Annotated in this window: 20 protein-coding genes and 1 pseudogene; 5 read left to right on the plus strand and 16 right to left on the minus strand. The window is 60.1% G+C overall.

Translation table 11 applies throughout. The features are described 5' to 3' along the window. Positions 1-497: 497 nt before the first annotated feature. From ON753_RS03335 to ON753_RS03385, 11 genes and pseudogenes are all read right to left on the minus strand, one after another. A complete protein-coding gene (locus ON753_RS03335) occupies positions 498-1,487 on the minus strand; it encodes an MDR/zinc-dependent alcohol dehydrogenase-like family protein (RefSeq protein ID WP_265961141.1) in 990 nt (329 codons plus the stop codon). Between the two features lie 186 nt (positions 1,488-1,673). Further along, entirely contained in the window at positions 1,674-3,086 is a 1,413-nt protein-coding gene (locus tag ON753_RS03340; RefSeq protein ID WP_265961142.1) for a sensor histidine kinase, read from the minus strand. Positions 3,087-3,088: 2 nt separating this feature from the next. Beyond that, positions 3,089-4,699, minus strand: a complete 1,611-nt coding sequence (locus ON753_RS03345) for a CheR family methyltransferase (protein WP_265961143.1) — start codon at positions 4,697-4,699, stop codon at positions 3,089-3,091. A gap of 341 nt (positions 4,700-5,040) precedes the next feature. Continuing rightward, complete coding sequence (locus ON753_RS03350) at positions 5,041-5,832, minus strand: TIGR04290 family methyltransferase (RefSeq protein ID WP_265961144.1); 792 nt, start codon at positions 5,830-5,832, stop codon at positions 5,041-5,043. A 4-nt stretch (positions 5,833-5,836) separates the two neighbouring features. Next, positions 5,837-6,904: a UDP-glucuronic acid decarboxylase family protein gene (locus ON753_RS03355; protein ID WP_265961145.1), complete on the minus strand. Its 1,068-nt coding sequence runs from the start codon at positions 6,902-6,904 to the stop codon at positions 5,837-5,839. After that, on the minus strand, positions 6,901-8,034 hold the full coding sequence (locus ON753_RS03360) for a CgeB family protein (RefSeq protein ID WP_265961344.1): 1,134 nt from the start codon (positions 8,032-8,034) through the stop codon (positions 6,901-6,903). The genes ON753_RS03355 and ON753_RS03360 overlap by 4 nt, the downstream gene beginning before the upstream one ends. Next, entirely contained in the window at positions 8,031-9,122 is a 1,092-nt protein-coding gene (locus ON753_RS03365; protein ID WP_265961146.1) for a CgeB family protein, read from the minus strand. The genes ON753_RS03360 and ON753_RS03365 overlap by 4 nt, the downstream gene beginning before the upstream one ends. Next, a complete protein-coding gene (locus ON753_RS03370; protein ID WP_265961147.1) occupies positions 9,119-10,249 on the minus strand; it encodes a CgeB family protein in 1,131 nt (376 codons plus the stop codon). Before ON753_RS03370 ends, ON753_RS03365 begins: the two co-directional genes overlap by 4 nt. 3 nt (positions 10,250-10,252) lie before the next feature. Next, on the minus strand, positions 10,253-11,338 hold the full coding sequence (locus tag ON753_RS03375; protein WP_265961148.1) for a glycosyltransferase family 4 protein: 1,086 nt from the start codon (positions 11,336-11,338) through the stop codon (positions 10,253-10,255). Between the two features lie 26 nt (positions 11,339-11,364). Continuing rightward, a complete protein-coding gene (locus ON753_RS03380; protein WP_265961149.1) occupies positions 11,365-13,407 on the minus strand; it encodes an NAD-dependent epimerase/dehydratase family protein in 2,043 nt (680 codons plus the stop codon). Then, a pseudogene (locus ON753_RS03385) lies at positions 13,404-14,514 on the minus strand (NAD-dependent epimerase/dehydratase family protein). The gene ON753_RS03380 and the pseudogene ON753_RS03385 overlap by 4 nt, the downstream one beginning before the upstream one ends. 639 nt (positions 14,515-15,153) lie before the next feature. On the opposite strand from ON753_RS03385, the gene ON753_RS03390 reads away from it, so the two are divergent. Then, complete coding sequence (locus tag ON753_RS03390; protein WP_265961150.1) at positions 15,154-15,786, plus strand: hypothetical protein; 633 nt, start codon at positions 15,154-15,156, stop codon at positions 15,784-15,786. 35 nt (positions 15,787-15,821) lie between these two features. On the opposite strand, the gene ON753_RS03395 is transcribed toward ON753_RS03390, so the two are convergent. After that, entirely contained in the window at positions 15,822-16,280 is a 459-nt protein-coding gene (locus ON753_RS03395) for an Lrp/AsnC family transcriptional regulator (protein ID WP_265961151.1), read from the minus strand. Between the two features lie 94 nt (positions 16,281-16,374). Here ON753_RS03395 and ON753_RS03400 point away from each other — a divergent pair, with 94 nt between their 5' ends. Beyond that, complete coding sequence (locus ON753_RS03400; protein WP_265961152.1) at positions 16,375-17,322, plus strand: threonine ammonia-lyase; 948 nt, start codon at positions 16,375-16,377, stop codon at positions 17,320-17,322. Between the two features lie 21 nt (positions 17,323-17,343). Here ON753_RS03400 and ON753_RS03405 read toward each other — a convergent pair whose 3' ends face one another. After that, complete coding sequence (locus tag ON753_RS03405) at positions 17,344-18,135, minus strand: nuclear transport factor 2 family protein (protein ID WP_265961153.1); 792 nt, start codon at positions 18,133-18,135, stop codon at positions 17,344-17,346. 123 nt (positions 18,136-18,258) lie between these two features. Continuing rightward, positions 18,259-18,876, minus strand: a complete 618-nt coding sequence (locus ON753_RS03410) for a LysE family translocator (RefSeq protein ID WP_265961154.1) — start codon at positions 18,874-18,876, stop codon at positions 18,259-18,261. A 222-nt stretch (positions 18,877-19,098) separates the two neighbouring features. On the opposite strand from ON753_RS03410, the gene ON753_RS03415 reads away from it, so the two are divergent. Then, positions 19,099-19,956, plus strand: coding sequence for a sterol desaturase family protein (locus ON753_RS03415; protein ID WP_265961155.1), 858 nt, complete (start codon positions 19,099-19,101; stop codon positions 19,954-19,956). 293 nt (positions 19,957-20,249) lie between these two features. Next, positions 20,250-21,068 (plus strand): type 2 periplasmic-binding domain-containing protein, encoded by an 819-nt coding sequence (locus tag ON753_RS03420; RefSeq protein WP_265961156.1) that lies wholly within the window; start codon positions 20,250-20,252, stop codon positions 21,066-21,068. Between the two features lie 8 nt (positions 21,069-21,076). Here the strand turns inward: ON753_RS03420 and ON753_RS03425 are convergent, their stop codons facing one another. Next, entirely contained in the window at positions 21,077-21,901 is an 825-nt protein-coding gene (locus tag ON753_RS03425) for a response regulator transcription factor (protein ID WP_265961157.1), read from the minus strand. 15 nt (positions 21,902-21,916) lie between these two features. Further along, the gene (locus ON753_RS03430) at positions 21,917-23,503 is read right to left on the minus strand and encodes a sensor histidine kinase (RefSeq protein WP_265961158.1); all 1,587 of its coding nucleotides are present in this window, start codon (positions 23,501-23,503) and stop codon (positions 21,917-21,919) included. Between the two features lie 862 nt (positions 23,504-24,365). On the opposite strand from ON753_RS03430, the gene ON753_RS03435 reads away from it, so the two are divergent. Then, positions 24,366-26,153: a methyl-accepting chemotaxis protein gene (locus tag ON753_RS03435; RefSeq protein WP_265961159.1), complete on the plus strand. Its 1,788-nt coding sequence runs from the start codon at positions 24,366-24,368 to the stop codon at positions 26,151-26,153. Positions 26,154-26,170: the final 17 nt, after the last annotated feature.

Genomic DNA, 26,170 nt, shown 5'->3' on the forward strand with positions numbered 1-26,170 from the left:
TACTCCTTAGGCCACAAGGCTGAGGGCGGCCAGAACCACCACAACGAGCCCTATCGTGTAGAAAATGCTATGCATGATTGCCTCCTGTCATCTGCCTTCAAACGTCGTTGAGGAGCCGTTTGTTCCGGTGATATTTCCAAATTGTTCGCAGTGTTTTGCCGGCTGTCGGAAGACGAGCAGCCAAATGGCCGAAACCGCGTGAGCGCTTAAACCGGGATGCCAAGCCAAACGATTTGGGGCATCTTGCGTAGGGTTCACCGCATATCTCGCTCCCGGCCGTCTTCATGCCTCCGGGCTTTTCACAGGCCGCCCGGCGTCCCATGCGGCGAGCCCGCCGTTTTCGAGAAAGGTCTTGCCGACGAACGTCGCCACAAGCAGTGGATGGAGGAAACCGCGGCGTCGCTCTAACGGGTCTTGCCGCAACGACAATCAGCGCCCGCTGCGGAACGCATTCGCAGCGGGCGCTCTGCTTACACCTTCGCCCGGAACGCTTGGGCTCACTCGAACCCGATGACCGCTTTCAGAAATCCATCGGGCCGATCGCGCGTGGCATCGAGTGCGTCTCCAAGCTTGTCGAGCGTAAAGGTGTGGGTCACGAGAGGGGAGGGGTCCAGATAACCTTTCTCGCAGGCCTCGACCGCCTGGCTGATCCCGCTGACATATTGCGCGGGGTCGCGTTCGTGAGCGTTGACGACGTCCAGTCCTCTCCAGTTCCAGAGCTGCATGTTGACCTGCCGCGCTCCGTCCTGGTGATAGCCCGCTATCACGAGCCGGCCGCGCACGCGCGTGATCTCGGCAGCAAGGTCGAGCGGCCACTGATAGCCTGTAGCTTCGATAACCACGTCGCAAAACCGATCGCCGGTGATCTCGCGAACGTGCTCGATGATCTGGCCATGATCGTGCATCGGGATCGTATGCGCCGCGCCGGCTTGCCGCGCCAGCGTAAGAGGAAAGAGACGCCGGGAAATGGCAATGACGCGCGCTCCTGCCTGGCTGCACAACTGGGTGAGGAGGAGGCCGATGAATCCAGTGCCGACGATGGCGACCGTATCCCCGAGCCTGACGTTGCTGCGATTGAAGATGTTGATGGCGCAGCCGAGGGGTTCGCCGGGAAAGGGCTGGTTCTCCAAGCTGGCGGGCAGCTTCACCACCGCATCGGCGGGTGCGACGTCGTATTCGGCATAGGCATTGAAGGAAACCGCAGCAACCCGGTCGCCGATGTCGACCCCGGCCACGCCGGCACCTACGGCGTCGACAATCCCCCAGCCCTCGTGTCCCAGACTGCCTGCTTCGGTGGGGAACTCCATCCATTCCGGACCAGACCATGGGCCAAGATTGGAGGCGCACACACCGCACCCTTGCAGCCGGATGCGAACTTCGCCAACTCCCGGGCCGGGCAGAGGAACCTCATCGAGCCGCATCTTGCCTGGTCCCGTCACGCGGGCGGCCTTCATGTTCCGGACCGCCTCGAGTTGAACATGTTGCATGCAATCCTCCTTCATATCTCATTGCTGGAACGCAATGCTAACTGCTTGTTCATCTGTTGGTTCCGCCACGCAGAGAGGATTGCTGTCCTGCCGGAAGATGCAAAGCTGTGCTGCGGATTCGCTTAAATGAAGGAGGCTTCGGCCTGTGCGGCCGGATGGTTCCCATGCACCGTCCGGTGGGCAAGTCTAGGTACCCAGTTCAAAGGACATTTCGGCTTTCAAACCATTCGGGTCGAAGAACGTTTCGATGTTGCCGTTCAGTCGGTAAACGATCTCGCCTTTGACCAGTGTGATGCCGAAACCATCGCCGTCCGGCTTGTCCACCCTGGGACCGCCTTTTTCTGTCCAGACGAGCGAAAGCCGCCCGCCGGCGACGCTCCACTGGATAGTGACACTCCCTTCAGGTGCGCTGAGAGAGCCATATTTGGAAGCGTTGGTCGCCAGTTCGTGGATGACCATCGCAAGCGACAGGCCCTGCTGCGGTTTGATGCGCACATCAGGTCCCGACATGTCGAAACGCTGGGGATCAAACGCTTCTGCTTCCAGCCGCACCAGGTCGCGCACCGAAGTCTCTTTCCAGTTGGTTGCCGACAGCAGCCCGTAGGCGCGCGACATGGCATGCAGGCGTCCGGACAATGCAGCGGTGAAGTCCTCGGGGCTTGCCGAATTTTTCAGGGTATTGTTGGCGATGCTGATCACGACTGACAGCATGTTCTTGACCCGGTGGTTGAGCTCGGCGATCAGCAGATGCTGATGCTCTTCGGCCTCCGCCAGCGAGGTCACGTCCACGAGCGTGACCACGACCCCATCGGTATCTCCACGTTCGCTGCGGTAGGGAACCATGCGCACCAGGTGATGTTTGCCGTTGTCGTCCCGCGGCAGCTGATGCTCCAGCAATTGGCCCGTGTCGAAGACCGAAGCGATATGATCCTCGAGTTCCGGATAGTCGACCCGGCTGGCGAGGTCCGTCAGAGGTCTTCCTATGTCTGCCTCGCGAAGATTGAAAAACGATGACGCCGCTGGCGTGAAGGTGCGGATTGCAAGGCTTCGGTCGAGAAAGACAGTCGCCAGTTGCGTGCTCTCGAACAGGTTTTTCAGATCGCTGTTGGCGCGATGAAGCTCTTCAACCTTGCTGTTGAGCTCCGTGTTGACGGTGTTCAGCTCCTCGTTGAGCGACTGCATCTCCTCCTTTGAAGCTTCGAGTTCCTCATTTGTTGACTGCGCCTCTTCGTTGCTGGAGACGAGTTCCTCGTTGGAGGATTTGAGCTCCTCCAGTACGGTTTCATATTCCTCGATCGTGGATTGAAGCCGTTCCCGCGTGTCGCGAAGATCCCGATCCTGCTGAGCCGAGCCATCAGTGTCCCAATCGCTGTTCACGGCTTCAGCTTGCCTCTCTGCTGGGAGGGCAGGGCTGAAAACCACCAGGTAAAGCGGCTCTTCGGCGCCACGCTCGGTCAATGGCTCAATCGTCAGCGTGACCGGCCGAAGACGGCCGTCATTTTCGTCGGCCACCACGTTTTCTCGTACGACCCTTGACCGCGATGCGTGGGCATCCCGCAACGCCGCGCGCAGATCCAGCCGCAACCCCTTTTTGGCCATCGTCAATATCTGACGGTTCGGGACACCCTGTGGCGGCTCGAGGTATTTTCCTGTCTTGGCCGAATAATAAACGACGTCACCCTCGCCGTTAACAACAACATGAGCCGGCGAAAAGCGGTCGAGGACCTGTGCTTCCACGGCCTGGCGCAGAGGCAGGGATGCCTTACGCCTTGGCAGGGGGCCCTGCCGGACACGGACGCATTGACGCGGTTCCCCATGATCACCGGTAGCCGGCGATTGCTGGCAGTCTCCCGTGCCTGAAAGATACGGTTCTTCTTGTCGACCGTGAAAAACAACTCGCCGTGCTGGCCGAGCGATTCCGAGGTTCCGAGAAACAGAAAGCCTCCCGGCCTCAAGGCGTAGTGGAACGTTGGAATGACGCGGTGCTGTGCCTCGGAGCCCAAGTAGATCAGCAGGTTGCGGCACGACACGAGGTCCATGCGCGAAAACGGGGGATCCCCGATGAGATTATGCGGAGAAAAAACGCACCACTCGCGGATCTCGGTTCCGATGACATACGTCTCGCCGTCCCGTTTGAAAAACCTCTCTCGTCTTTCAGGTGTCACCCCCGCCATCAGTTGGACCGGATAGCGGCCGGCGCGCGCAACCGTCAACGCCTGATCATCGATATCGATTGCAAACACTTGAACTTGCGGATCGATGGAAAGCGTATCGAGGTGTTCGCGAATGAGAATAGCGAGAGAATAGACCTCTTCCCCGGTGGCACAGCCGGGCACCCAGACGCGTATTGTGTTGTGGCCGTCATGACCTTCGAAAAGCCGGGGAATTACCTGTTGTTCCAGGGCAGCAAAGGCATCGTCGTCGCGAAAGAAGTTGGTTACGTTGATAAGGAGGTCCCTGAACAGGTTCATGACTTCCGCTGCGTCCCGCCCGAGAAGTTCAACATAGCCCGCCAGGGACTCAAGCTGCAGGACCTGCATGCGGCGTGCCGACCGGCGCATGAATGTCTTGGTCTTGTAGCCTGAGAAATCATGTCCGGTATGGCTTTGCAGAATGCTGCATATTTCCTGCCGCGCCCCTTGACGGTCTGTTTCTTCCGTCTCGCCTTCCTCGACCAGTTGGGAAAACCTGTCGAAGCTGCACGACAAATCGGCGACTCTCGCGCCCATCTGTTCAACAGGGATTGGGAGATCGACCACCCCGCTGGAAATCGCGCTCTCCGGCATGCTGGGGTTTTGCGGCCTGGATCCGTCAGCTGTCTGTGCCATGGTTAGGCCGCCGTGCAGCTTGATAACCTTGGCACCAAGTGTTCCGTCGCCGTCGCCACCGGAAAGGATGACGGCAACGGCATATGCCCCCTGATCTTCGGCCAGTGAACTCAGGAAAATGTCAATCGGCCTGCGCGGCCGTTCGGTCGCGTCTGGTCGCCGCATCTGCAGAACACGGTTCTTGATCGTCAGGATCGCATTGGACGGCATGACGTAGATGTGGTTGTTTTCAACCTGCATTCCATCGTCGGCAACAAGGACGGGCAGCTCGGTATAACGGCCAACCACTTCGTGCAACACACTTTCCCGCTCCGGATTGAGATGTGTCACGATGACAAACGCGGCCTGCGGATTCTCGGGCACGCCGTTGAAAAAGCCCTCCATCGCCTGGATCCCACCTGCGGAGGCGCCGATTCCGACGATCGGAAAGTGTGTGTTGTCCTTTGCCATAATCTGCTCCCGCTCGCACCCGGATATCACGGGTACAAGGACACTCAGCAGAAGCATCCGCCCGGAACCGATCCCTCGAGCACCCAATGAGCAATTTGTACATTCTATCCCGAAAGTTGAAAACCTCGGCGGCAAAATTCCAGCGCGACGATTTTTTTACACGCGCCGCAGTCAGGTCTGTCTGACACCCGACGCGAGGCGCTTTGAAGACTTCGGCCTTGGCAGCCGGAACGCCAATGGCGTCCATGAAGCGCGCTCGTCGCCTTTCGCCGGGTTCAACTTTCCGGCGCTGGCGCACCCGGAACCGACTGATCAACCCCCGGCGGCGGTTCCGCGGCGTGATTTCGTTGCGACCTGGTGCACAAATAGACTTCCCGTTCCGGATTGGCGTCAATCGAAAAGCCGGAACTCCGCAACATGGCCTCAACCGCAGCCTTGTTCGGAATGAACCAGTTGGTGGGATCCGACGCGTAGCTTTCTTCCACAAAGAACAGCTTCGGATAGTCCGGGCGGTCGAAGATATTCCACTCGGAAAAGTCATAGTTTTCCTGCAGATCCGGAATGCGTTCGTCGCCGCGTTGTAGGCACTGGAACAACATCTGATCGCCCACGACGTGTTCATGAAGCAGATCAAGGGCGAGCAGCGGATGGCGCAGGTGGTAGAGAACGCCCATGAAAATCACGAGGTCGAACTTCTGGCCGAAACCGGCAACGTCATAGACCGACATCTGGCGATATTCGATGTCGGCGCCGGCTTGTTCGGCTGCGAACCGTGCCTGCCTCAGATACCGGGCGTCGCTGTCGATGCCGACGACCCGGCCGGCGTTGCGGCGCTTCATCTCCAGACTGTAGAAGCCGGCATTGCAGCCGATGTCGAGCACACTGCGCCCTTCCAGATCGTCAGGCAGAACATGCTTGAAGCCCTCCCACATTTGCGCGGGGAAATTTCCTAGGAAATGATCAGGAGCCGTGCTCACTCCATGAATGTCCAGGTTGTGAAACCACGGTCCCAGTGCCTCGATCTGCTCCTGGAGCGCGGTATTGGATGAACGCGTGAAAGACCTCATGAGTTCAGGCTCCTGCCGAAAGTCGTTGAGGTGGTCCGATCAGTTTCTGATCCGCCCTCCGGCGGGGAAGGGCGGAACGCGGGGTGTCCGAACGGTGAAGAAATGCGGCGAACCAGTCCACGGTTTCGGCAAGTCCCTCCTTCAGGGGTTTTTGCGGTTGCCAGTTGAGCAGTCTCCTGGCCAGCGTGATGTCGGGACGGCGGCGGCGAGGATCATCGATCGGCAGCGGCATATGCTTGATGGTGCTGTCCGTGATGACCAGCTCCAGAACCATCTGCGCCAGCTCGTTGATGGTGAACTCGCCGGGATTTCCGAGGTTGACCGGTCCGCTTGGTGCGGACAAGACGTTCATAAGCGCCGTAAGGCCTCTGATCAGATCAGCAACATGGCAAAACGAACGCGTCTGCTCGCCGCTGCCGTAGATCGTCAGTGGCTCGCCGGTAAGTGCCTGGACGATGAGATTGGACACGATGCGTCCGTCGTCCGGCTGCATTCTCGGGCCGTAGGTGTTGAATATCCTTGCGACGCGGGCGTCGACCCGGCCCAGTCGCCGCATGTCGAAACAAAGCGTTTCCGCGGCTCTCTTGCCCTCGTCGTAACATGCCCGCGGTCCCGTGCAGTTGACGTTGCCCAGGTAGCTCTCGCGCTGTGGATGTTCGGTCGGGTCTCCATAAACCTCGCTGGTAGACGCCTGAACGAAAGCCGCTTTCTTGTTTTCGGCCAGTGCCAGAAGATTGGAAGTGCCGCGGATGCAGGTCATCATCGTATGGACGGGATCGGCCTGGTACTTGCTCGGCGATGCGGCACAGGCAAGGTTGTAGACCTGGTCGAGCGGCTCGTCGACGGGACCGAGTTCGCACACGTCCTGCTTGAGGAAACGAAAGTGCGGATGGTTGACGAGCGGGCGGATGTTCTGCTCGTTACCTGTCAGAAGGTTGTCGACGCAGATGACCTTGTGCCCGGATTCAAGCAGCCGGTCGCAAAGATGAGAGCCGATGAAACCCGCACCTCCCGCTACCAGGATCCGCTTGCCGGAGCCATTCCCGTTAAAACTTCCTGCGCGACGCTTCATGGGTAAATCCTTTCCTGAGCAGGTGCTGTCCAGGGCTCGAAGAGAGGTTCTTCCCGCCCCGGGGCGACGGCCGACAGGGCAGCAGTCAGTTCCCGGGCGCGTGCCAGTCCGGTATGGCCTTGCAGGACCCGCTGCCTGGCTGAAAGCCCGATGGCGCGGCGCCGATCCTCTTGCAGGTTGACCAGGGTATTCACGACATCATCGCTGCTGTGAGCGATCATGATCGCCTCACCGTCGGGGAAGAATTCCTCCAGTCCGCGCCAGTAGTCGGTGATGACCGGCACCGCGCAAGCGGCGGCTTCGAACAAACGCACGCTCGGGGACCAGCCGAAGGCGATCATGTCCGCCCGTGTCACATTCAGAGTGAAACGCTGCCGGCTGTAGAACGACGCATGGGCGGAAGGTGGAAGGTGCTGGATCCTTTCGACGTTTTGCGGCCAGGCAAGATCATCGGGATATTGAGAGCCGGCGACGACGAAACGTTTGTCCGGCAAACGGCGTGCCGGTTCGATGAGCAGCTTCTCCAGGGTCGGCTGCCGGTCGGGGCTATAGGTGCCGAGATAGCCGAGATCCCAGCAACAGGTTTCACGGGTGTTCCGGTAAAGATCATCGTCCACCGAACAATGCAGGGCAATTGCCTCGCGCGCGCCGTAGCCGGTTTTCAGCCGGTTCAGGATCGCACCGCCTGAAAACGAAAAGTAGGCATCAAAGAGAGGTATCTGAGTGCGCTCCAGATACTCCTCCTCGCCGCGATCCAGCATTCCCACGGTGACGGGCGTATCGATGTCGTAATAGCACAGGCATCTGGGACGAAGGCCTGCCACTTCCTCGATGACCCTTCTACCCTCCGGCACGTAGGATCCGATGATCACCGCGTCGGCGGAGCTGATACGGCTCGCATAATCGGTGACCAGTCGGCTCACATTCGAGTAAAACGCCAGCTCGCAAAAATCGGGTGACGGAAGGTCCCGTTCCTTGGCGTACCAGGGAACGTCTCTTTCGAGAAACAGCACCGAGTGGCCGAGCGCGGTCAGCCCCTTGATCAGCGCACGGTACGTCGTCGCATGCCCGTTGCCCCAGGACGAGGAGAGCGACAATCCGACAATGACGATGTTGAGCGGTTTCATCAGGCCATCGCTCCCTTGAAAGCATCAAAATAGTTGCGGAAAATGCTGTCCACCAGAACGGCGCGATGCGCATAGGTGTGTTCGGCGATCACCCGGGCCAGAGCGCGTTTACCGATTTGTTCCGCCCTTTCCGGGGTCAGTTCGCCGATCAGGTCGGCGACATCCTTGCCGTCCCGCGCGACCAGCACTTCCTCGCCCGGCTTCAGAAAGCGTTCGATGCCTTCCCAATAGTCCGTGATCAGGCAGGCACGGGCGCCGGCGGCCTCAAAGACGCGCGTTGCCGGAGAAAATCCTGTGCGAGCCATATCTGAGCGGGAGATGTTGAGGACCGCCTTCGGTGTCGCGTTGAACGCGTTGTGGTCAGTGGCCGGCACATGACCGATATAGCGGACGTTCGATGACATTGCCTTGTCTTCCCAGCCGGCTCCGCCAAGCAGGAACTTCAAGTCCTGGTTTTGCGCTGCCGGATAGAGGAAGAACCGGTCGACCCGCTCTTCCCTGTCCGGCAGGCGGTTGCCCAGAAATGCAAGGTCGGCTTCAAACCTGGGTTCGGGCAGGACCGGATGGTGGTCGATGGGATCGAGCGCATTGTAGATGGGAATGCAGGCAGAAGCGCCCAGGGCCCGATAGGCCCCGACGACAGGATCTCCGCCGCCATAGGTCAGGACCAGGTCGAGACGGGGCAGAGTACGCCGCAACGGATGATCCGCATCGGATTGCATCTCCGCAAGGGTTGCCGGCGCATCGACGTCCCAGAAGATCTTCAGCGCATCAGGTCTGGCGGCTTTCATGATCTCACTAAGCAGCAGATCATCCTCGTAGCCGACACCGCTTGCCTTGATCACCACGTCTGCCCGTGCCGCCATTGCAGCGACGGAACGCAGGGCGTGAACGTTTCCGTCATAAATCACGACCTTGCACCAGTCGAAGGACTCCAGGTCCCGATGCTTCTGCCTGTCATAGACGTCAGGTTCGAAGAAGGTGATGTCGTGCCCCAGTTCCGAAAGGGCACGGATCAGCCCGCGATAATAGGTCGCCGCTCCGTTCCAGTAGGTTGACAGGATGCTCGAACCGTAAAAGGCGATTTTCATTGCACAGCCTCCGTTGGATTTATTGTTTGTGATGCTTGGGCCGAGCCCAGCTCGGCTACGATCTCCAGAAGCTCGTCGACGCGGTGGCTGCAGGTATGTCGTGCGCGGATCGTCTCGAGGCCGGATCGGGCCACCGCGGCGGCATAGTCGGGGTCGTTGAGCACGTCGCACAGGCGGGCCGTCATTTCGCTGCCGTTGCGCGCAACCAGATAGTCCTCACCTGTCCGGAACAGGTTCTCCGCATCGTCCCAGGGCGCGCAGATCAGCGGGATGCCGCAGGCAAGCGCTTCGAAAACCCTGATTGTCGGTATCCCGGGCAGGCTTTCGACGTAAGGCCGGCGCGGAATGTGGACCGTTGCCCGGTTCTCGGCTAAGGCGAGCGGAACTTCGAAGTTCGCAATCCAGCCCTGATAGGAAATTCCCGCCTCACTGAGCGCATTCACGGCGTAGTCCGGATACCGAACGCCCCGAACAGTCGCCTTGAGCGCGAGATCGCGCGCCGGCCTCATGAAGAACTCGAAAATCTCCGCCGAACGTTCGTCATCGCCCCAATTGCCGATCCAGATGAGGTCTCCGGTCTTGCTGACCTCCGGACGCGGATAAAAAACGCTGTCATCCGCCGCTTCATGCCAGGTGAAGACCTGTTTGCCCCAGCCGGCGTCCTGATAGCGCTGCCTGAGCGTTTCGCCGAACGCCAGCACACCGTCGTAGCCATCAAGATCGAGGCTCGAGATCTCGCTTTCGGCGGAAACGGCGCGGTGATGGGTGTCGTGAAAGAGCAGGGTGAAGGCGCCGCCCTGCCTGCGGGTGCGTCCGATCCGTGCAACCAGCGACGGTTCGGTCCATTCGTGCACGATAACGACGTCGGCATCGCTGAGCAGTTCGTCGTGAACGAAATCGCCATCGTAGCTAACCGACCGAAGGTCCGGGAAGGCGGCCGTGAAATTGCGCTGAGCGCCAGGACCCTGGTCCTGCAGCAGGTTCCGGCAGCTCCAGGCATCCTCCGGCTCAAGCGCAACGGCCTCGTGCCCGCGCCTGATCAGGTTGCGCAGCACTCCGCGCAGGAAATGGGCGTTGCCGTGGTTCCAGTCAGAGACGAGAGAGTGGGTGTAGAACAGAAACCGCATCGCTCACCCCGCAATACTCAGTTGATCGTCCGAGGCGAGCGCATGCCGGTATAGCCGTTGCATGGCCCCGGCCTGCCTGGCTGACGTGAACTCAGAGGCGCGGGCCAGCGCGTTTGCGGCAAGCAACGCTCTTTGGTCATGATCGGCCGCAAGCTGCTCGATCGCTCGGGCAATGGCTTCAGCATCCGTCGGCGGCACGAAAAGCGCCGCGCCGTCCCAGAGTTCGCGATACGTGTCGATATCGGACAGCACCAGGGCGGCTCCTCTGCAGGCGCCTTCAAGCGCGGCCAGGCCGAAGGGCTCGTAAATGGAAGGCGACACGAGGATGGACGCCTGGTGGAGCCACATCATCGCTTTCCGGTGCTGTAGCGAGCCCAGGTGCCAGGCGTGCCTGATCTGCAGATTTTCTCCGCCCGGCCCCGTATCCGGGCCGATCATGGTGATCGGGGTACGCGTCAGGCCGGCAGCCGCGTCGAGAACCGCGCCGTTCTTGCCTTCGTCCCACCACCGTCCGATCGCGAGGGCAATCTGCTTCTTTTCGAGTGTCCGCTTGGCTTGTCCGCTGGCGTTATAGACGACATTGAGATCTGCAATCGGCCCATAAGTCCGTTCAAGAGCCGCCGCATGGCTCCTGCTGGGCGCAACCACAACGCTCGCTCGGTCAAATCCGCGACGATTGGCGGCGTGGTGCCATGCCCACCCGTCAGGCGGAGCACTGCCGCGCACGGCGGCAAACCAGGTCGGAACGCAGGAATGGGAGACGGCTACGACGGGCAGGTCTGCATCGAGAGCCGCCGCCTGCGAGGGCAGGTTGAGGTGCAGCAGATCAATGCCTTCGCGGGCTGCCAGCTGCATGATCACATCTGCAATCGACGACAGTCCATCTTCACTGCCCGCCATCCAGTCGAGCGGCGCCTCATGCCAGACCAGCTTGCCGATCCGTTCGGCTTCTTGTCGTTGCTGTTTTGACGGCGCCGGTCCCAGGCCGAGGAAGACCCAGTCGATACCGACATCCTTCAAAGCACGCGCAAGGTCGACGGCGTAACGCCACACGCCACCCACGGCATCTATCGTCATCAGGACGCGCATTTTTTCCGTCTCACCGTTTGCAGGGTTCATGCAAAAGCACGCTGGCGCTCGACAGCGAGGCCCCCTTCTTCAAACCTGTGGTCGGCAAGCCAGCGGGTCAGGCTCCTCAGTCCCATGCGCCAGTGGACGCTGGCCGCCCAGTTTGTGTGTCGACGGAGCTTGCCCGTGTCGGCAACGAAGTACCGTTGATCGCCGGCACGCCAATCGTTGAAGGTAACGTTGACCGGGCGGCCGGTAATCGCTTCGATCTCGTCAAGGACGGTGAGCAAGCTGACCGCGTTCTCGGGACCGCCTCCCAGGTTGTAGGCTTGTCCACTCACGGTCCCGATCTCATCATGGACACGGCGATAAGCGCGCACAGCGTCGTCGACATACAGGATGTCGCGAACCTGCTTGCCGTCTCCATAAAGAGAGACCGGAAGTCCGGCCAGGGCCCGAAGCAGGAAGTGCGCCACCCATCCCTGGTCTTCCGTGCCATGCTGCCGGGGACCGTAGATGCAGCTCATTCTCAGGACGGCCGTCGGGATCTGGAAGGACTTCGCGTAGTCCAGGAAATACTGGTCGGCCACGCCTTTCGAGCAGCCATAGGGCGTGCAGAAATCAAGCGGGTATTCTTCTGCAATGCCCAGGTCTCTGATCGCCTCGTCGACGGGAAGATAGCGGCCGTCCGCCTCGAACAATTCGACCTTTTCGAGTTGACCGTAGACCTTGTTGGTACTGGCCAGAATGACCGGCATTCGCTTGCCTGTCCTGCGGACCGCTTCCAGGATATTGAGCGATCCACGGGCATTCGTTTCGAAGTCATCGACGGGGTCGTCAAGGCTGGTCGTAACGGCGGTTTGTGCCGCGAGATGGAAGACCGCCCTGGCATCCTTGAGCGCGTCTTCGACCGTCTGCCGGTCCCGCACATCGGCAAAGACCGGATGGACCCGGTCGCCGTGTTTCGCCTTGAGCCAGGACAGGTTGTCATCCACGCCGGACCGGGCCAGATTGTCCACGACGATGACGTCTTCACCCTCCAACAGAAAGCTTTCCGCCAGATTGGAGCCGATGAACCCGCAGCCGCCGGTAATGACGATCGGAGCGTTGGCCGAAGCAACTTTCGGTGCCGCCAATTGTGCGATTTCCCGAATGCGGCCGACCCCACCTTCTGACAGCAGCCGGGCCAGCAGCTTCGGCTGTCCTTCGTGCCGGACCGCGCCGAGGTGGTAATGGCGGGGATCGAACCACAGCCCTTCCTGAACCGCGATGTCTGGTGGAATGTCCCGCCAGGAGTACCAGTAGAGACGGTCAGCCGGCAGATCCAGCGTCTTGGCGAACTTCCGGACCTGTTCCATCTCGTCGTTCCGCCACGTTGAGTAACCGGTCTCGGTTATCCAGATCTCAGCCTCAGGATTGTAGTTGTCGATGATCCTGCGCATCTCGCCGAGATGCATGTCCCAGCCACCCCACGATCCTTGCTCGCTGTCCCAGGTTCCGGGAAAGCCATGAAGTCCGACCGCGTCCACGACGTTGAGCACGCCGCGTTCGCCCATAAGGTTCAGCCAATAGGGATCGAGCGGGCTAGGGCCGCCGAGCACCGGCTTGTAGCCCCGTTGCTTTGCCCAATAGGCTGCGCCGCCGACCATTTCGGAAAAGAGCTGGAAATCGGGATCTTCGCGCCAGTCCCAGTCGAGAAGGTTGTTGGGCTCATTCCAGAGTTCCAGATGTCTGAAGTGCTTCCCGTAGCGCGTGAGGACATGGTCGACGAAGTCGGCATAGGACTTGAGAACGTGGGGCGCTCCCGATGTGCGTCCCGTTCGCGACATGGAAGGCGGCGTATAGTGAACGCAAAGCAAGAGATCCAAATGCGGACACAACTTCGGGATCAGCCAGTCGAACCATTCCTCGCCACCCGGGGCCAAGTACTCCGCCCAGGATAAATGCGTGCGCAGATACGCGGCCGACGAACGCTCCAGTTCCGAAATGATCTGCTCGGTCCGTTCGTAGTCGCCAGGTCTGAACCACTCGACAAAACCAAATTGCTGGTCGCCTGGAGATTTCTCTGATTGGAGAAGGTCCCGGCTCATGTGATCAATCCCCGTGTCTCAAGTTGCTTTTTCATTTCGCCGCCAAGATCGACGGCACCGTTCTGCCGGACCCAGTCAGCGAATTCTTCCAGGGAATCCTCCAACCAGTGGCGAGGCTCGTATCCGAGGAGCTCGCGGGCCTTGGAAATGTCGGCGAAGCAGTTTCTGATGTCTCCGGCCCGGTACTTTTGGAGGATTGCCGGCTCGATCCGGGAAAGGCCCATCGCCTCAGCGAGCAGGCTGGCGACCGTCGCGATGTCATAGGAGCGGCCGCTGCCGATATTGATCGCCTGTCCCGCCGCCTGCGTGCTCTCGAGCGCGGAGCGGAACGCGCGGGCCACGTCCTTCACATGGACGAAATCCCTTTTCTGCCGGCCGTCTTCGAAAATCGTGGGCGGCTCGTGGTTGGCCAGACGGCAGGCGAAGTTGGCCAGAACGCCCGTATAGGGATTGGAAAGCGCCTGCCCGGCGCCAAACACGTTGAAGAGCCGCAGGGCAACGGCATCAACGCCATATGCGCTGCCGAAGATCAACGTCTGCTTTTCCTGGGCATATTTTGTCAGGGCGTAGATGGACGACAGGTCGACGGTTTTCTCTTCATCGGTCGGAACGGGCCGGAGGGCTGCGCCTTCCGCGCTGGCCGGGTCCCAAATTCTTTGCTTCAGGTCGTCGGTGCTTCGGCGAACTCTTTCGAAGCGTTCGCCTGCCTCGTTCTCATAAAGCCCTTCGCCGTAGATGCTCATCGAGGACGCGACGACGATCTTTTTCACCGGTTGCCCGATCATGGCTTCAAGAAGCACAGCGGTTCCCAGATCGTTGCTTCCGACATAGCGGGCAATCTCGTACATCGATTGGCCGACGCCGACCTCCGCGGCCAGGTGCACGACGCCGTCCACGTCCTGAAGCGCGCGCTTGACCGTGTCGGCGTCGCGCACATCGCCCTCAATGAACTCCGCACCGTCCGGAATGGCGTCGTATCCGTCGCTGTGCACCTGGTCGATCAGCGAATCCAGGATCTCGCACGTCGTACTCATGGGCAAGAAGTTCGCTTGCAACATAGCGGCCAATGAAGCCGCCGCCTCCGGTTATGAGAATTCTTTGAACCATAGGGCCCTCACGGTTGAAGCTGCAGGTGGACCATGAACCATGGCCGCAGAAGAAAGTTCCTGCTCTCTGAGCGACTTCTCAGGCTTGGATCAAAAAACCCGGCAAATCTTCAAGCATAAGAACGCCTGGCCACACCGCCAGCCGGTCACACCGATCGGATCAAACGCGAGGCTCCAGAACCCGCCGCAAGGCGTGGGCCGACTAGGGAAGAAGACAGATGAGGGCGAGTACCTGTCCAACCGGCGGGAACCTCTGGCCGGGCAATTCGAGAAGAGGCTGCACACACAATTCGCATAATCTATCTTATGGAACTTAATTTCTGGAGCCTGACAGTGGCTGTACCAGCCCGCTGAACCCTGTTTCGTCCGGATCTGTCGGGCATTTTTCAGTGTCCGCAAACCGGATTCGTAACCCGTGGCGGGTGACCCACGCAGGGTTGTGCCGGGTGGTCCGTAGTAACCCTGCTGTCGATGCTCACAATATGCAGATCCTGTTAACTCCTGTAAGAGACCATCGGCAACATCGTAAACATGATTCTGGGGCCGTGTGTACGTGAAGCAGAGTTTGATTCCCTTTCGGACAGGACGGATGCGACAGGTTTTTTTGGCGTGGGCCGCCGTTTGGCTGCTGCAACCTGGCATGGCACATGCCGGGGACTTCAAGCCCTATTATGTCTGGTCGTTTTCCAAGCCGTCGCCCGCCAAATACCGCGCAAAGATCGGTGCGCGGCTGCCTGTGCTCGGCCGCCCGGCCTTCGGCTCAGACCTCAACCTGCCCTCGGCGCTACCCGACCATCCGATGAACCCGCCCAGGACCTACATTCCGTCCGGAACGTTTTGGTCTAGCGTGGAATTCTCGGGCGAAGAAAAGCTGCTCGGGCTCGACACGACCGGCGTCACGATGCGTTACGACCCGGCGCACGAGTTTTCCTCCATGGATATGTCGGCCCGAAAGGTGATCCGCCTGACGGAAGCGCTCAAACTTTCCGTCCGCGACGCCTATACATTCCACTCCAGGTCGCTCGCCTCCGGACGTTTCGACGCTCAGGAGGTCGGCTGGAATACGACCAAATCCCTGGAACTGTCCACCACCCGGACGCGCACACGGTTCGCGGCTGCCATGAACACCTCCAAGCATGCCGACAACTGGCGCGCCAGGTTCTCCGTCGAACAACCCCTCGGCAAGGCCATCCGCCTGAGCGCCGCCGTAACGGGACTGGAAACACAGGACCCCACGTCACGATTCCAGGCACGGTTTTCCCGCCGGTGGTAGGCTGCGCCAACTGATACGCAGCAAGACCGGCGGCTTCACACGGGTATTTCGAGGCTGCGTTTGATATGCTTGAGCACCACGCTGGTGGTGAACTTGCGAATGTTGGGATTGGACGTCATCATGTCCGATGCCAGTTCGTCAAAATGCTCGACGGACCCGGCGACGACGACCAGTGTGTAGTCACCCCGCCCGGTCAGGCACCAGGCCTGCTGGACCTCCGGTGTCCGGGAAATCCAGTCGTGCAATCCGGGCAGAAGCTCCGGTCGGTCCCGCTCCAGTTCGAGTTCCACCAGCAATGTGACAGAGCCGCCGACCCGTTTGGTGTCCACCAGCGCGACGGTGCGCTGGATCACTCTCGTTTCCTTGAGACGCTGCAATTTGCGCTGTGCCGCGGACGGCGAAACGCCGATCTGTTCGGCAAGTTCAGCGATTGTGATATCAGCATCTCGCTGGACGAGGCGAAGCACGGCGCGATCTGAATTGGAGAGTTCCATCTTTCACCCGAAATTCTGTATAAATCCGGGTGAAAATATCATTTTCGGAGAAAAATGGGGAAAATTCCCAATCGAGACGCCGTAATCTTGCGGAATGACGACGTTACCACTCCCTTCCGCAGACCTTATCGCCGCGGCTGCCAAGAGCATCGATCCGGTCTTCACAGGTTCACCTCTGATTTCTCAGACAAGCGCCGATGATGCCCTTGACCTGCGCCTGTTCGCCAAGGTTGAAACCCTGAACCCGATCCGCTGCTTCAAGGGCCGCGGCGCCGATGCCTGGATGTCCGCTCAGCAAGGCACCGGCAGAACCTTTGTCGCCGCCTCGGCCGGAAATTTCGGTCAGGCCCTTGCTTATGCGGCCGCCTCCAGAGGCCACAGGACGGTGATTTTCGCCGCCCGGTCCGCTAACCGCCGCAAGATCGACGCCATGCGCCGGCTCGGCGCCGAAGTCATTCTCGAAGGAGATGATTTCGACATGGCCAAGGCGGCTGCCCGCGAATTCGCTGCCACCCAAGATCTATCCTTCATCGAAGACGGGGCCCATCCGGCAATAGCGGAGGGTGCCGGAACGATCGCTCTGGAAATCACCGAAACGCTGAAAGGCCGGGGCATTGCGCCGGACGCGGTGATAGCGCCGCTCGGCAATGGCGCCTTGCTGACCGGGCTGGGCGCCTGGTTGAGAGCGGCCTTGCCAGGCTGCCGTGTTGTCGGCGTCGTGGCTGCCGGTGCGCGGGCCATGAAGCTGTCGTGGGAAACGGGCCGACTGGAAACAACGGCCGCGGCCGCGACCTGCGCCGACGGCATTGCGGTTCGTGACCCGGTACCCTATGCACTCGAATGCATGCGCCACTCGGTAGACGCGGTGCATACTGTAGATGAAGAAGCGATCCATGCGGCCATGGCGTTCTGCCGGGACCACTATGGACTGGTCGTGGAACCGGCCGGCGCAGCCGGCATTGCCGCCCTGCTTCAGCATCCGGACCTGTTCGCCGGCAAAACGGTCGCGACCGTTTTGTGCGGTGGCAATGTCGAGCGCTGATGGCGATCATGGATCCGGCACCTACTCTTCGTCAGCCCGGTCCTCAAGCTCCACCGAAAGGCCCCACACCTTCCATTGCGTTCCTTCGTATTTGTAGTTCAGGGCGAAGTGGAAATTGGGGCTGGTCGGGTAATGGCCCTTGATCTTCATCGTTCCCTCTTCAGAGAGCATCCCCGGGCTGTCGAAGACGGGCGACATCGTCTTGATGACCTGCAGATCAGCGCCGATCCGGTAGAACGGCTTGAATACCTCCTCCAGTTCGGCGGCGTCGATGTTGCCGGCCCACAAGCGTGAGATGTGCTCGTGAAACACCGTCATGTCCTGCGCGGCGACGGCGTCAGCGAAAGTGTTCATCGACCCGATCACAAGCGTCACCTGCTCCGCCTCGTCCGGGATCCCCGCTGTCTCATGGCCAACACCCGCCTCGCCGGCGGTCTTGCGGATGGCGTAGATCTTCCACTCGCCGTCTTCCTTGATCAGGTCGAGTTCGACAGGAATGCTCTCCCCTTCCACGGTGGTGAGCGTGCCGACCAGGTTGCCGCTGCCGCCGTTCATGGACCGGCTGCTCCAACTGGTCTCGCTCACCTTGTCCATGCGGCTGGCGGCAATGTATTCCGAGAATTCGCTTTCGCTCGTGTTTGCCCTGAAAGCCGTGGACAATGTGCCATAGGCCTTGTCCATGTCGCCGTCGGCGATTGCGGCGAACAGGTCGTCGCCCGCCCTTGTGACACCTGATGTGAGGTAGAAGACCGCAGCGATTGCCAGCACGATCGCTGCAGCGATACCGAGCAGCACCTTGAGCCAGGTCTTCATCGCAGTTCCCCCCGTGCGGCCGTCCGGAGCCCTCACCGGTATGACAGTCCGCAATCGCCTCAGATTACAGCACGTCGACTTGATGACGCAACGTTACAATGTGCGACCGGTGGATCCGAGGTGTTACACGCTCGCCCGCCGGTAGAATGCCAGAGACCCGGCAAGCGTCAGCAGCGCTCCGCCGCAAATCCGGTCAAGCCAGAGCGCTCCGGAGCCGCGCAGTATCCGGACCGCCTGGGAGCCCAGAAGCGCATAACCGAGCATCACCAGGAAATCGATGCCGGCAAAGACCAGGGCAAGGACGGCATATTGCTGCACCTGAGGAGCCATCGGATCGATGAATTGCGGCAGAAAGGCCGAGAAGAACAGGTAACCCTTGGGATTGGTCACCGCCACCATGAAGCTCTTGAGGAAGATCGACCGGACCGAACCGGATCTCTCCCCGCTTACCGAGTGCAGCGTTTCGTCAAGCGCCCCGCCGGAGCGCAGCAGCGTCAGCCCGAGATAGGCGAGATAGCAGACGCCGACCCATTTTACGACGCTGAACCAGAATTCGGATGCCGCCAGCAGCGCGCCCAGCCCAAGCGCAACGGCACCGATCAGGACGAAATCGGACATCACGGCGCCGATCATACCGAAACACGCGCGCCGCACACCGAACCGCGACCCGTTCGTCAGGGCCAGCAGCACGGTCGGACCAGGCGTGGCGATGCCGACAAACGCTACGAGTGCGAGATCCAAGAACAGTCAGCCCGACCATGAGACCTCCTCTGGAGCGGCAGCTCCACCTGCGACCCAGGGGCTGAGAATAGGAAAATCACGACGCCCAAGGCAATGCCCCTCGTCAACGTTCCGCTGTCCCCTGCTCCCGGGTAACGTAGGTTTGACACGGGCCATGCATTCACAATCAATCGACAGCTGGCTATCATGCCGCCACTTCGGCGGCGTGGAGCAAGGAACCTGATGGACGACTTTCTGCTGGCAAACGAACCGCTGATCCGCCTGGGACTGTTTCTCGGTATTCTGCTGGCCATGGCGATCTGGGAGGTTGCGGCGCCGCGCCGGCGGCGGGAGATCCCCCGACTGATCCGCTGGAGCAACAATCTTGGCGTCGTGGTCATCGATACGCTGCTGGTGCGCCTCACCTTTCCCATCGTGGCGGTCGCCCTTGCCGTCATCGCCGAAGAGCGCGGCTGGGGGCTGTTCAACGTCTTCGAAATACCCGCCTGGATCGCCTTCATCATCTCGGTGCTGGCGCTCGACCTTGCGATCTATCTGCAGCACGTGATGTTTCACGCGGTGCCGGCTCTCTGGCGTCTGCACCGCATGCATCATGCGGATCTGGAGTTCGACGTCACGACGGGCCTGAGGTTTCATCCCGTCGAGATCCTGCTGTCGATGGGCATCAAGCTCGGCGTGGTCATGGCTCTGGGACCGCCGGCCGTTGCCGTGCTGGTCTTCGAGGTGCTTTTGAACGGCACCTCCATGTTCAACCACTCCAATGTCCGCATCCCGGCGGCGATCGACCGCGTCCTGCGGCTCTTCGTGGTGACGCCGGACATGCACCGGGTTCATCACTCGATCCACCCAAACGAGACGAACAGCAATTTCGGCTTCAATCTGCCCTGGTGGGACCGGCTGCTCGGCACCTACCGGCCGCAGCCGCGAGAGGGCCACGAAACCATGACCATCGGCATCGAAGAATTCCGCACCAGGCGGGACCTGTGGCTTGACCGAATGCTTGTCCAGCCGCTGGTCGGCCGCGCCAACCACTATCCGATCAATCGCCGCGGGCGGAAGGAGGACGACGCGGACCGCTGAGCGCCCCGCTCGAACAGATGATTTTCCAATATTTCAGTCTTGCGCTTGCTTTTGACCGGTTCCCGGCTGGGTTTGCCGGTGTTCCTGTTTCGAAGTCGGATAATCACACTATCACCTTCGCAGATCGGTCTTTCGCGTCATTGAGGCAATACTTCTCTCATAAGTAATTTTACCTGCTCCTCTGCCATTCGTGATCGTGTATAGTCTCGCCCACCAGAAGCTGTATTTTCGGCGTGCGCAAGTACCTTTTCGTCACCCTGGATTGCCATCGTTTTGACCCTTGGAGGTATGGGATGAAGCATATTGCTGTCGTACTTGTGGCCCTTCTCATATCCTCGCAAGGCACCGCCCATGCGCAGCAGGTCTTGCGGCTGTCGGCTTTCGACGCCCCCAATCTCACGCCGATGGCCACACACATCCTGTCCAATGCCTATGCCCAGCTTGGAATAAGGATCGAAGTCGTTGAGGCCCATCCGCGCAGAGCGCTGATCCGCTCCTCGTCCGGCAGGACTGACGGCGAACTTGTTCGCGTCAGAAGTGTCGGCGACCGGTTTCCCACACTGCTGCGCGTTGAAGTGCCGATCGTCACCTCCCGGACCTTCGCCTATACCAACAAGGCCGAGTTGCGCGGCAAACTGCCGGAGGAGCTTTATCGGCTGCGCGTTGGTCATGTCGACGGCGCACGCTACGCCGTCAAGCTGGCGGAGAAATTCTCAGAGGTCTGGACCGCCCGGACACCTGAGCAATTGTTCGACATGCTGCAATACGGCCGTGTCGACATCGTGATCGTCAGCGAGCAGACCGGCGAGCAGATGATCAAACAATCCGGTCAGGCAGGCATTTTTGCCCTGCAGCCTACGTTGAGCGAGGTCCGATACTATCACTACCTGCACGAAAAACATGCGCATCTCGTCCCCAGGATCGAAGCCGTCCTGAGAAATCTTCTGCATGGTGACGCGGATCCGGAGGACGAAAGCCTTGAAAGATCCGGCGTTGCCTGCAAAAGGACAACGCACAGCCGATCAATCCACGGCCCTGCGATCCGCAGCAGCCCCGGCGATAATCCGGCCCGTGGAGCCTGTCGGCGGCTGGCGCTGTACGTTCCCCTGTAGCGGATCGTTCACGCCGGCGTCTTGATCCGCTTCATGAGCAGCTTGAAAACCTCGACAGGTGGATAGGGATACTCGATCGTCTCACCGATACCGGCGTCCTTGATGATCTCGCGTTGCTCTTCCGACAGTTTCGGCGGCGCCAGAAGCACGGGAAAGCCTTTCCAGTCCTTGGGCAGGTCTTCCATCAGGTATTTGAGATAGTAGTGGACGACCTTGCTGTAGACGAGAAAGAGAATGTCCGTCTTCTCCAGCGAGAAGCTGCGTTTGGCAAGCTGGTCGTCCGTAACGATCGACACGATGCAGCCGAGCTCGGTGAGTGCCTTGGAAATCGGCTGGATTGCGTTGGCCTGGCTGGCGACAAAGGTGACGCGCAGATCTTCGGTGGTTGCGCGCTGTTTCTGCATGGACCTGTAGAGCTGGCGGAGCTTCAACTGGCCCTGGTGCCGGATTCTGCGGATCTGGCCGAGGCTCGCCTCGACTGTTGCCAGAAGCAGATCGTAGTCGACCGGCTTGGTCAGGTAATCGTCAACACCGAGCCGCTTGCCCTTCACCAGGTCGTCCCGGGTCGCCTTTGCCGTGAGGAAGATGAACGGTACATCGTCGAAGTTCGCCCGGCTGGACCGCAGATGTTCCAGTAGAGCCGGACCGTCCATCTTGGGCATCATCATATCGCAAATGATGAGATCTGGCTTTTCCGTCAATAGCAGGTCGAGGGCCGCGTGACCGTTTTCCGCGGTAATCACGTCGTAATTCGCGTCTTCAAGTTCCTCCTTGAGATCCTGAAGCAGCATGCGTTCATCTTCAACACACAGAATTTTGGCCTTTTCGCTCATCTTTCCCTCCGGAATTCAACCCGCTTTCAAGGCGTCCTGCCGCGGCATGCTCCGCCGTTTGCCACGCTGCTCCTGCCTGATCGGCAACCGCAGCCTGACCGTGGTGCCCGTGCCGACTTCACTTTCGATCTCGACCGCACCGCCATGCTTTTTGGCGATCGTTTCGGTCAGGTTGAGACCGATCCCGGTGCCGGCAATGCCGCTTGACGTGGAGGCGCGGTAGTATCGCTTGAAGATCTTTGGAATTTCGTCGTCGGGGATTCCAACTCCCTCGTCCCGCACCGAGATGACCAGATACCCGTCATCCGACTCACCGGTGATGTGGATATTCGACGTCTCGGGAGAGTATTTCACCGCATTCGAGATGATATTTGTCACGCTTTGCTCGACGAGCCGCCGGTCGATCTCCGCTTTCTCCGGCAAGCGCTCAACGTCGACATGGAACCTGTGGTGCCTCGAGACGCCTTGCTGGCGACCGCATACCAGTATCACCAGTTCGCGGACGGACGCCTCCTCCAGCTCGATATCCATGCCAACCGACTGTGTCTGCGAGAAATTCAGGAAGCGATTGATGAGATATTGCATCCGCTCCACGGCTTCGCGAATGGTATCGACCCGCTCGACAATCGCGTCCGGCTTCAGTTCGGCGACCTTGCGCTTCAGCCTTTGCGCGGTGCTGTCGATGATGGCCAGCGGCGTCCTGAATTCATGGGAGGCCATGGAAACGAACTCCCGCTGCATCTCATTCAGTTCCTTCTCCTTCCTGAGATGGCGCACGAGTTCGTCCGTGTGCCGCTGAAGGACCGAATGCTGCTCCTTGTAGGAGGTTACATCCGTGTAGACGGACATCATCCCGCCGTCTTCCGTGCGGGAGCGGGTCACCTTGTACCAGCGGCCATCCGGGAACTGCCGCTCGTTCCACATGCCATCCTGGCAATATTCGCTGAGATCGCGAACCGGTTCGTCGGGAAAGACGGAGCGGATCACGTCGCTCACGCGGGCACCCTTTTCGATGAGCTCCGCCGTTTCGGGGTAAATCTGGCGCATCTTCTCGTTTGTGAGCAGCACTCGCCCGTCCGGAGCCGCGATTGCCAGTCCGTCGGAAATGGCGCTCATTGCATTCAGCAGCATGTCGCGATTGGCCTTGAGCTCGCCCGTGCGCTCCTCCAGCGAATTCTGCAGACGCTCGCGCGCCTCGAGCAAAGCCCGTTCCTGCCGCTGCTCGGCGGTGATATCGGTATAGATCGTAACGAACCTGCCGTTGTCCGTCGGCGACCCCTGAACACGGAGAACGGTGCCGTCGGCGCGCGTTTGCACGAAATCATGCGGGACGAACGCTCTGGCCGTTTCCAGCTGCTCCCGCACCAGCTTGTCGGGATCGCCGGCGCCGTAGTCCCCTCGCGCGGCCTTGAAGCGGATGATGGCTGCAAGACTCCGGTCCGCCTCGATGACGTCGCCCGGTACGTCAAGAAGGTCGAGGGCCGTCCGGTTGATCATGACCAGATCGAGTTCGCCATCGACAACGCAAATGCCCTTGTGGACCGACGAGGCGAGGCAATTCAACAGGTCCAGAGGATTACAACTTCCGCGAATGAACTGCACGTTCCCGTCCCCGCCCGCCGACCACAACCCTAACAGGCAATTTGAAAATCCCACTTCGACCCGAATGACCTTTGGTAGGTCCAATATAAAAAAGCACGACCAGAAATAACGGCGAGTTAACGCGGCGTGAGTTTCAGGGAACTACGTATATATTCCCATCGGTTATGGTAAAATTACGGAGGGCTTGAGACCTCCTTTCGATGACGGAGGCACGGCACAATGGCCAATGCAGCGCGTGCCGTTCTGCAGGATCGCCAATGTAACCCCTGCTTGCGACTGCCCGACAGATCCCGGCCCGATTCCCATGCAATCTCAGCGGGAAAGGTCACCAGAGTCCGTCGATGCGCCGGAGTGAAAACCGGCGCCGCGGCCGCCTGCGGCATTTCTCCCCCACTTGACTTTTTCTGGAGAATATCGGGCCGGTACCGTTCCGGACTGCCACGCACGATCGCTTCAGGGTGCGGCGCTGTGACAGCCGGCGCCGGGACCCTCCCCTGGATCGTCATGTTCTGGATCTGGTAGGCTTAAAACGTTATGGACGCACTCCAGCACGGTGCCGCCGCGGAGTATGCCCGGCATCCAATATGCCACCCGGCGGCAGCGACGGCCCACTCCTTATCGCGATAGGCTGCCCTGACAATGTGGAACCTAAGATTAAAATTGAAGAATAAAAGTTATCTCAAGTTGCGTATTATCTTCATTTCAACGTATGCATTTTTCTCTTATACTATGACACTTGTAACTATTATTTAGTTTTTTTATCAAATTAATTATTGATTATCCAGAACAGGCGCATTCTTCTTAACATTCATACTGGCCGCCGACACATATGTCCAAGAAACAACAACGAAGGGAGCTCTCCATGCTCGTCCGTGCCCTCTCCCGTTTCCCGCTCGCCGTCAAACTGGGATCGTTCAGTTTCCTGATGATCCTGCTCCTCGCCGTCTCGGCCGTCATCGGGATACGGGCGATGTCTACAATCGGGCACGAGCTTACAGGGGTTGCCGAACACGATCTGGTGCTCACCAACTCGGTTTCTCACCTGACCGAGATGCAGCTCGAACAGGCAATCCTCTTCGAGCGCGCCATACGGCTCGGCCAGGAAGCGGCAAACGGCAACCGGCATGCCTATGAGACCTTTACCGCTGTCCGCGAAAAGTTCGTGGAACTTGCCCACGCGGCCGACGAAGAGCTGGCACGCGCGCTCGAAAAGGTCCGGACAATCAAGGCGGAAACCAACGGCGAGGACGAACTTGCGGAATGGGAGCATGTCATCGAGGCCCTCGGTCACATCGACCAGGCTCATCGCATTTTCGAAATCGACGCCGAGAACGCGATAGAAACAATCGCCCATAGGGCAAAAGAGGCTCAGGCGACCGGTAGCGACAATATCAGCGAGGAACAGGCGCTGATCGACAAGGTCGCGCAGGAGGAAGATGCGCTCAACGGTGAACTCGCGGCCCTGGCCGGGGAACTGATGAATTTCACGCTCAAGGCTGCCCAGACCGCCGAACAGCATGAACGCCAGTCGGCCCGGCTAATTCTGATCATAGGTGTCCTGTCCACCGTCCTGGCCGCCGGCATGGCCTTTATTCTGACCAGGGCCATCTCCGGTCCGATCAAACAGGTCGTGACGGCCCTCAACCGGTTGGGCGACGGCGATACCACCGTCAGCCTCCACAGCGTCGGAAGCGACGAAGCCGCACAGCTCACCGAGGCCTATGAGGTCTTCCGGGAGCGGACGATCGAAGCCATGGCAGCGGCCGAACGCGAGAAGGAGGCACAGGCCGCCCAATTGCGCCGCGCCGATGCAATCGCCCGCAGCACTTCCGAATTCGACGCCGACGTGGCCGAGCTTCTGCGTTTTGTCGGGGAGGCCTGCGGGGAACTGAATGAGACCGCGAGTTCCATGAGCGCGATCGCCGAAGAAACCACCAACCAGGCCTCGGCGGTTTCGGCAGCCTCGGAGCAATCGGCCGCCAGCGTCCAGACCATCGCCTCGGCGATTGAAGAAGTCTCCGCGTCCATCACCGATATCGGCGGACAGGCGGTCAGGTCGTCGGGCCAGACCACCAGTGGCCGTGAGCGGGCGACCAAGGTCAATGAACAGGTGCGCGGCCTCAAGGATGCCGCCAGCCGGATCGGCGAAGTCATCTCGCTGATCCAGGACGTTGCCGAACAGACCAATCTGCTCGCCCTCAATGCCACCATCGAAGCGGCGCGCGCCGGAGATGCCGGCAGGGGCTTCGCGGTTGTGGCGGCCGAGGTGAAGGAGCTGGCGGGACAGTCGGCCAAAGCCGCGGAAGAGATCTCCTCCTATATCGCCCATGTTCAGTCGGAAATCGACGGCGCCGCCATCGGTGTGGATGACGTGGCGAAGATCATCACGGAGCTCGAAGGCATCGCTGTTTCGATTTCCACGGCGGTCGAGCAGCAAGGATCGGCGACCCAGGAAATCTCCCGCTCCATCCAGGATGTCTCGGCCGGAACCATCGAAACCAACCGCAATGTCGACGGCGTAAGGGAAGCTGCGGTCGAGACCGGCACAGCGGCCACCCGCGTCGTGTCCGCAAGCGAGCAGCTCTCCGGGCAGTCACAGCGTCTTCAGGCCGCGGTCAGCAAGTTCCTCAAGGACGTGAAGACGGCTTAGGTATGGCCCCAACAAGT

The sequence above is a fragment of the Roseibium salinum genome, assembly GCF_026240905.1.
Taxonomy (GTDB): Bacteria; Pseudomonadota; Alphaproteobacteria; order Rhizobiales; family Stappiaceae; genus Roseibium; species Roseibium salinum.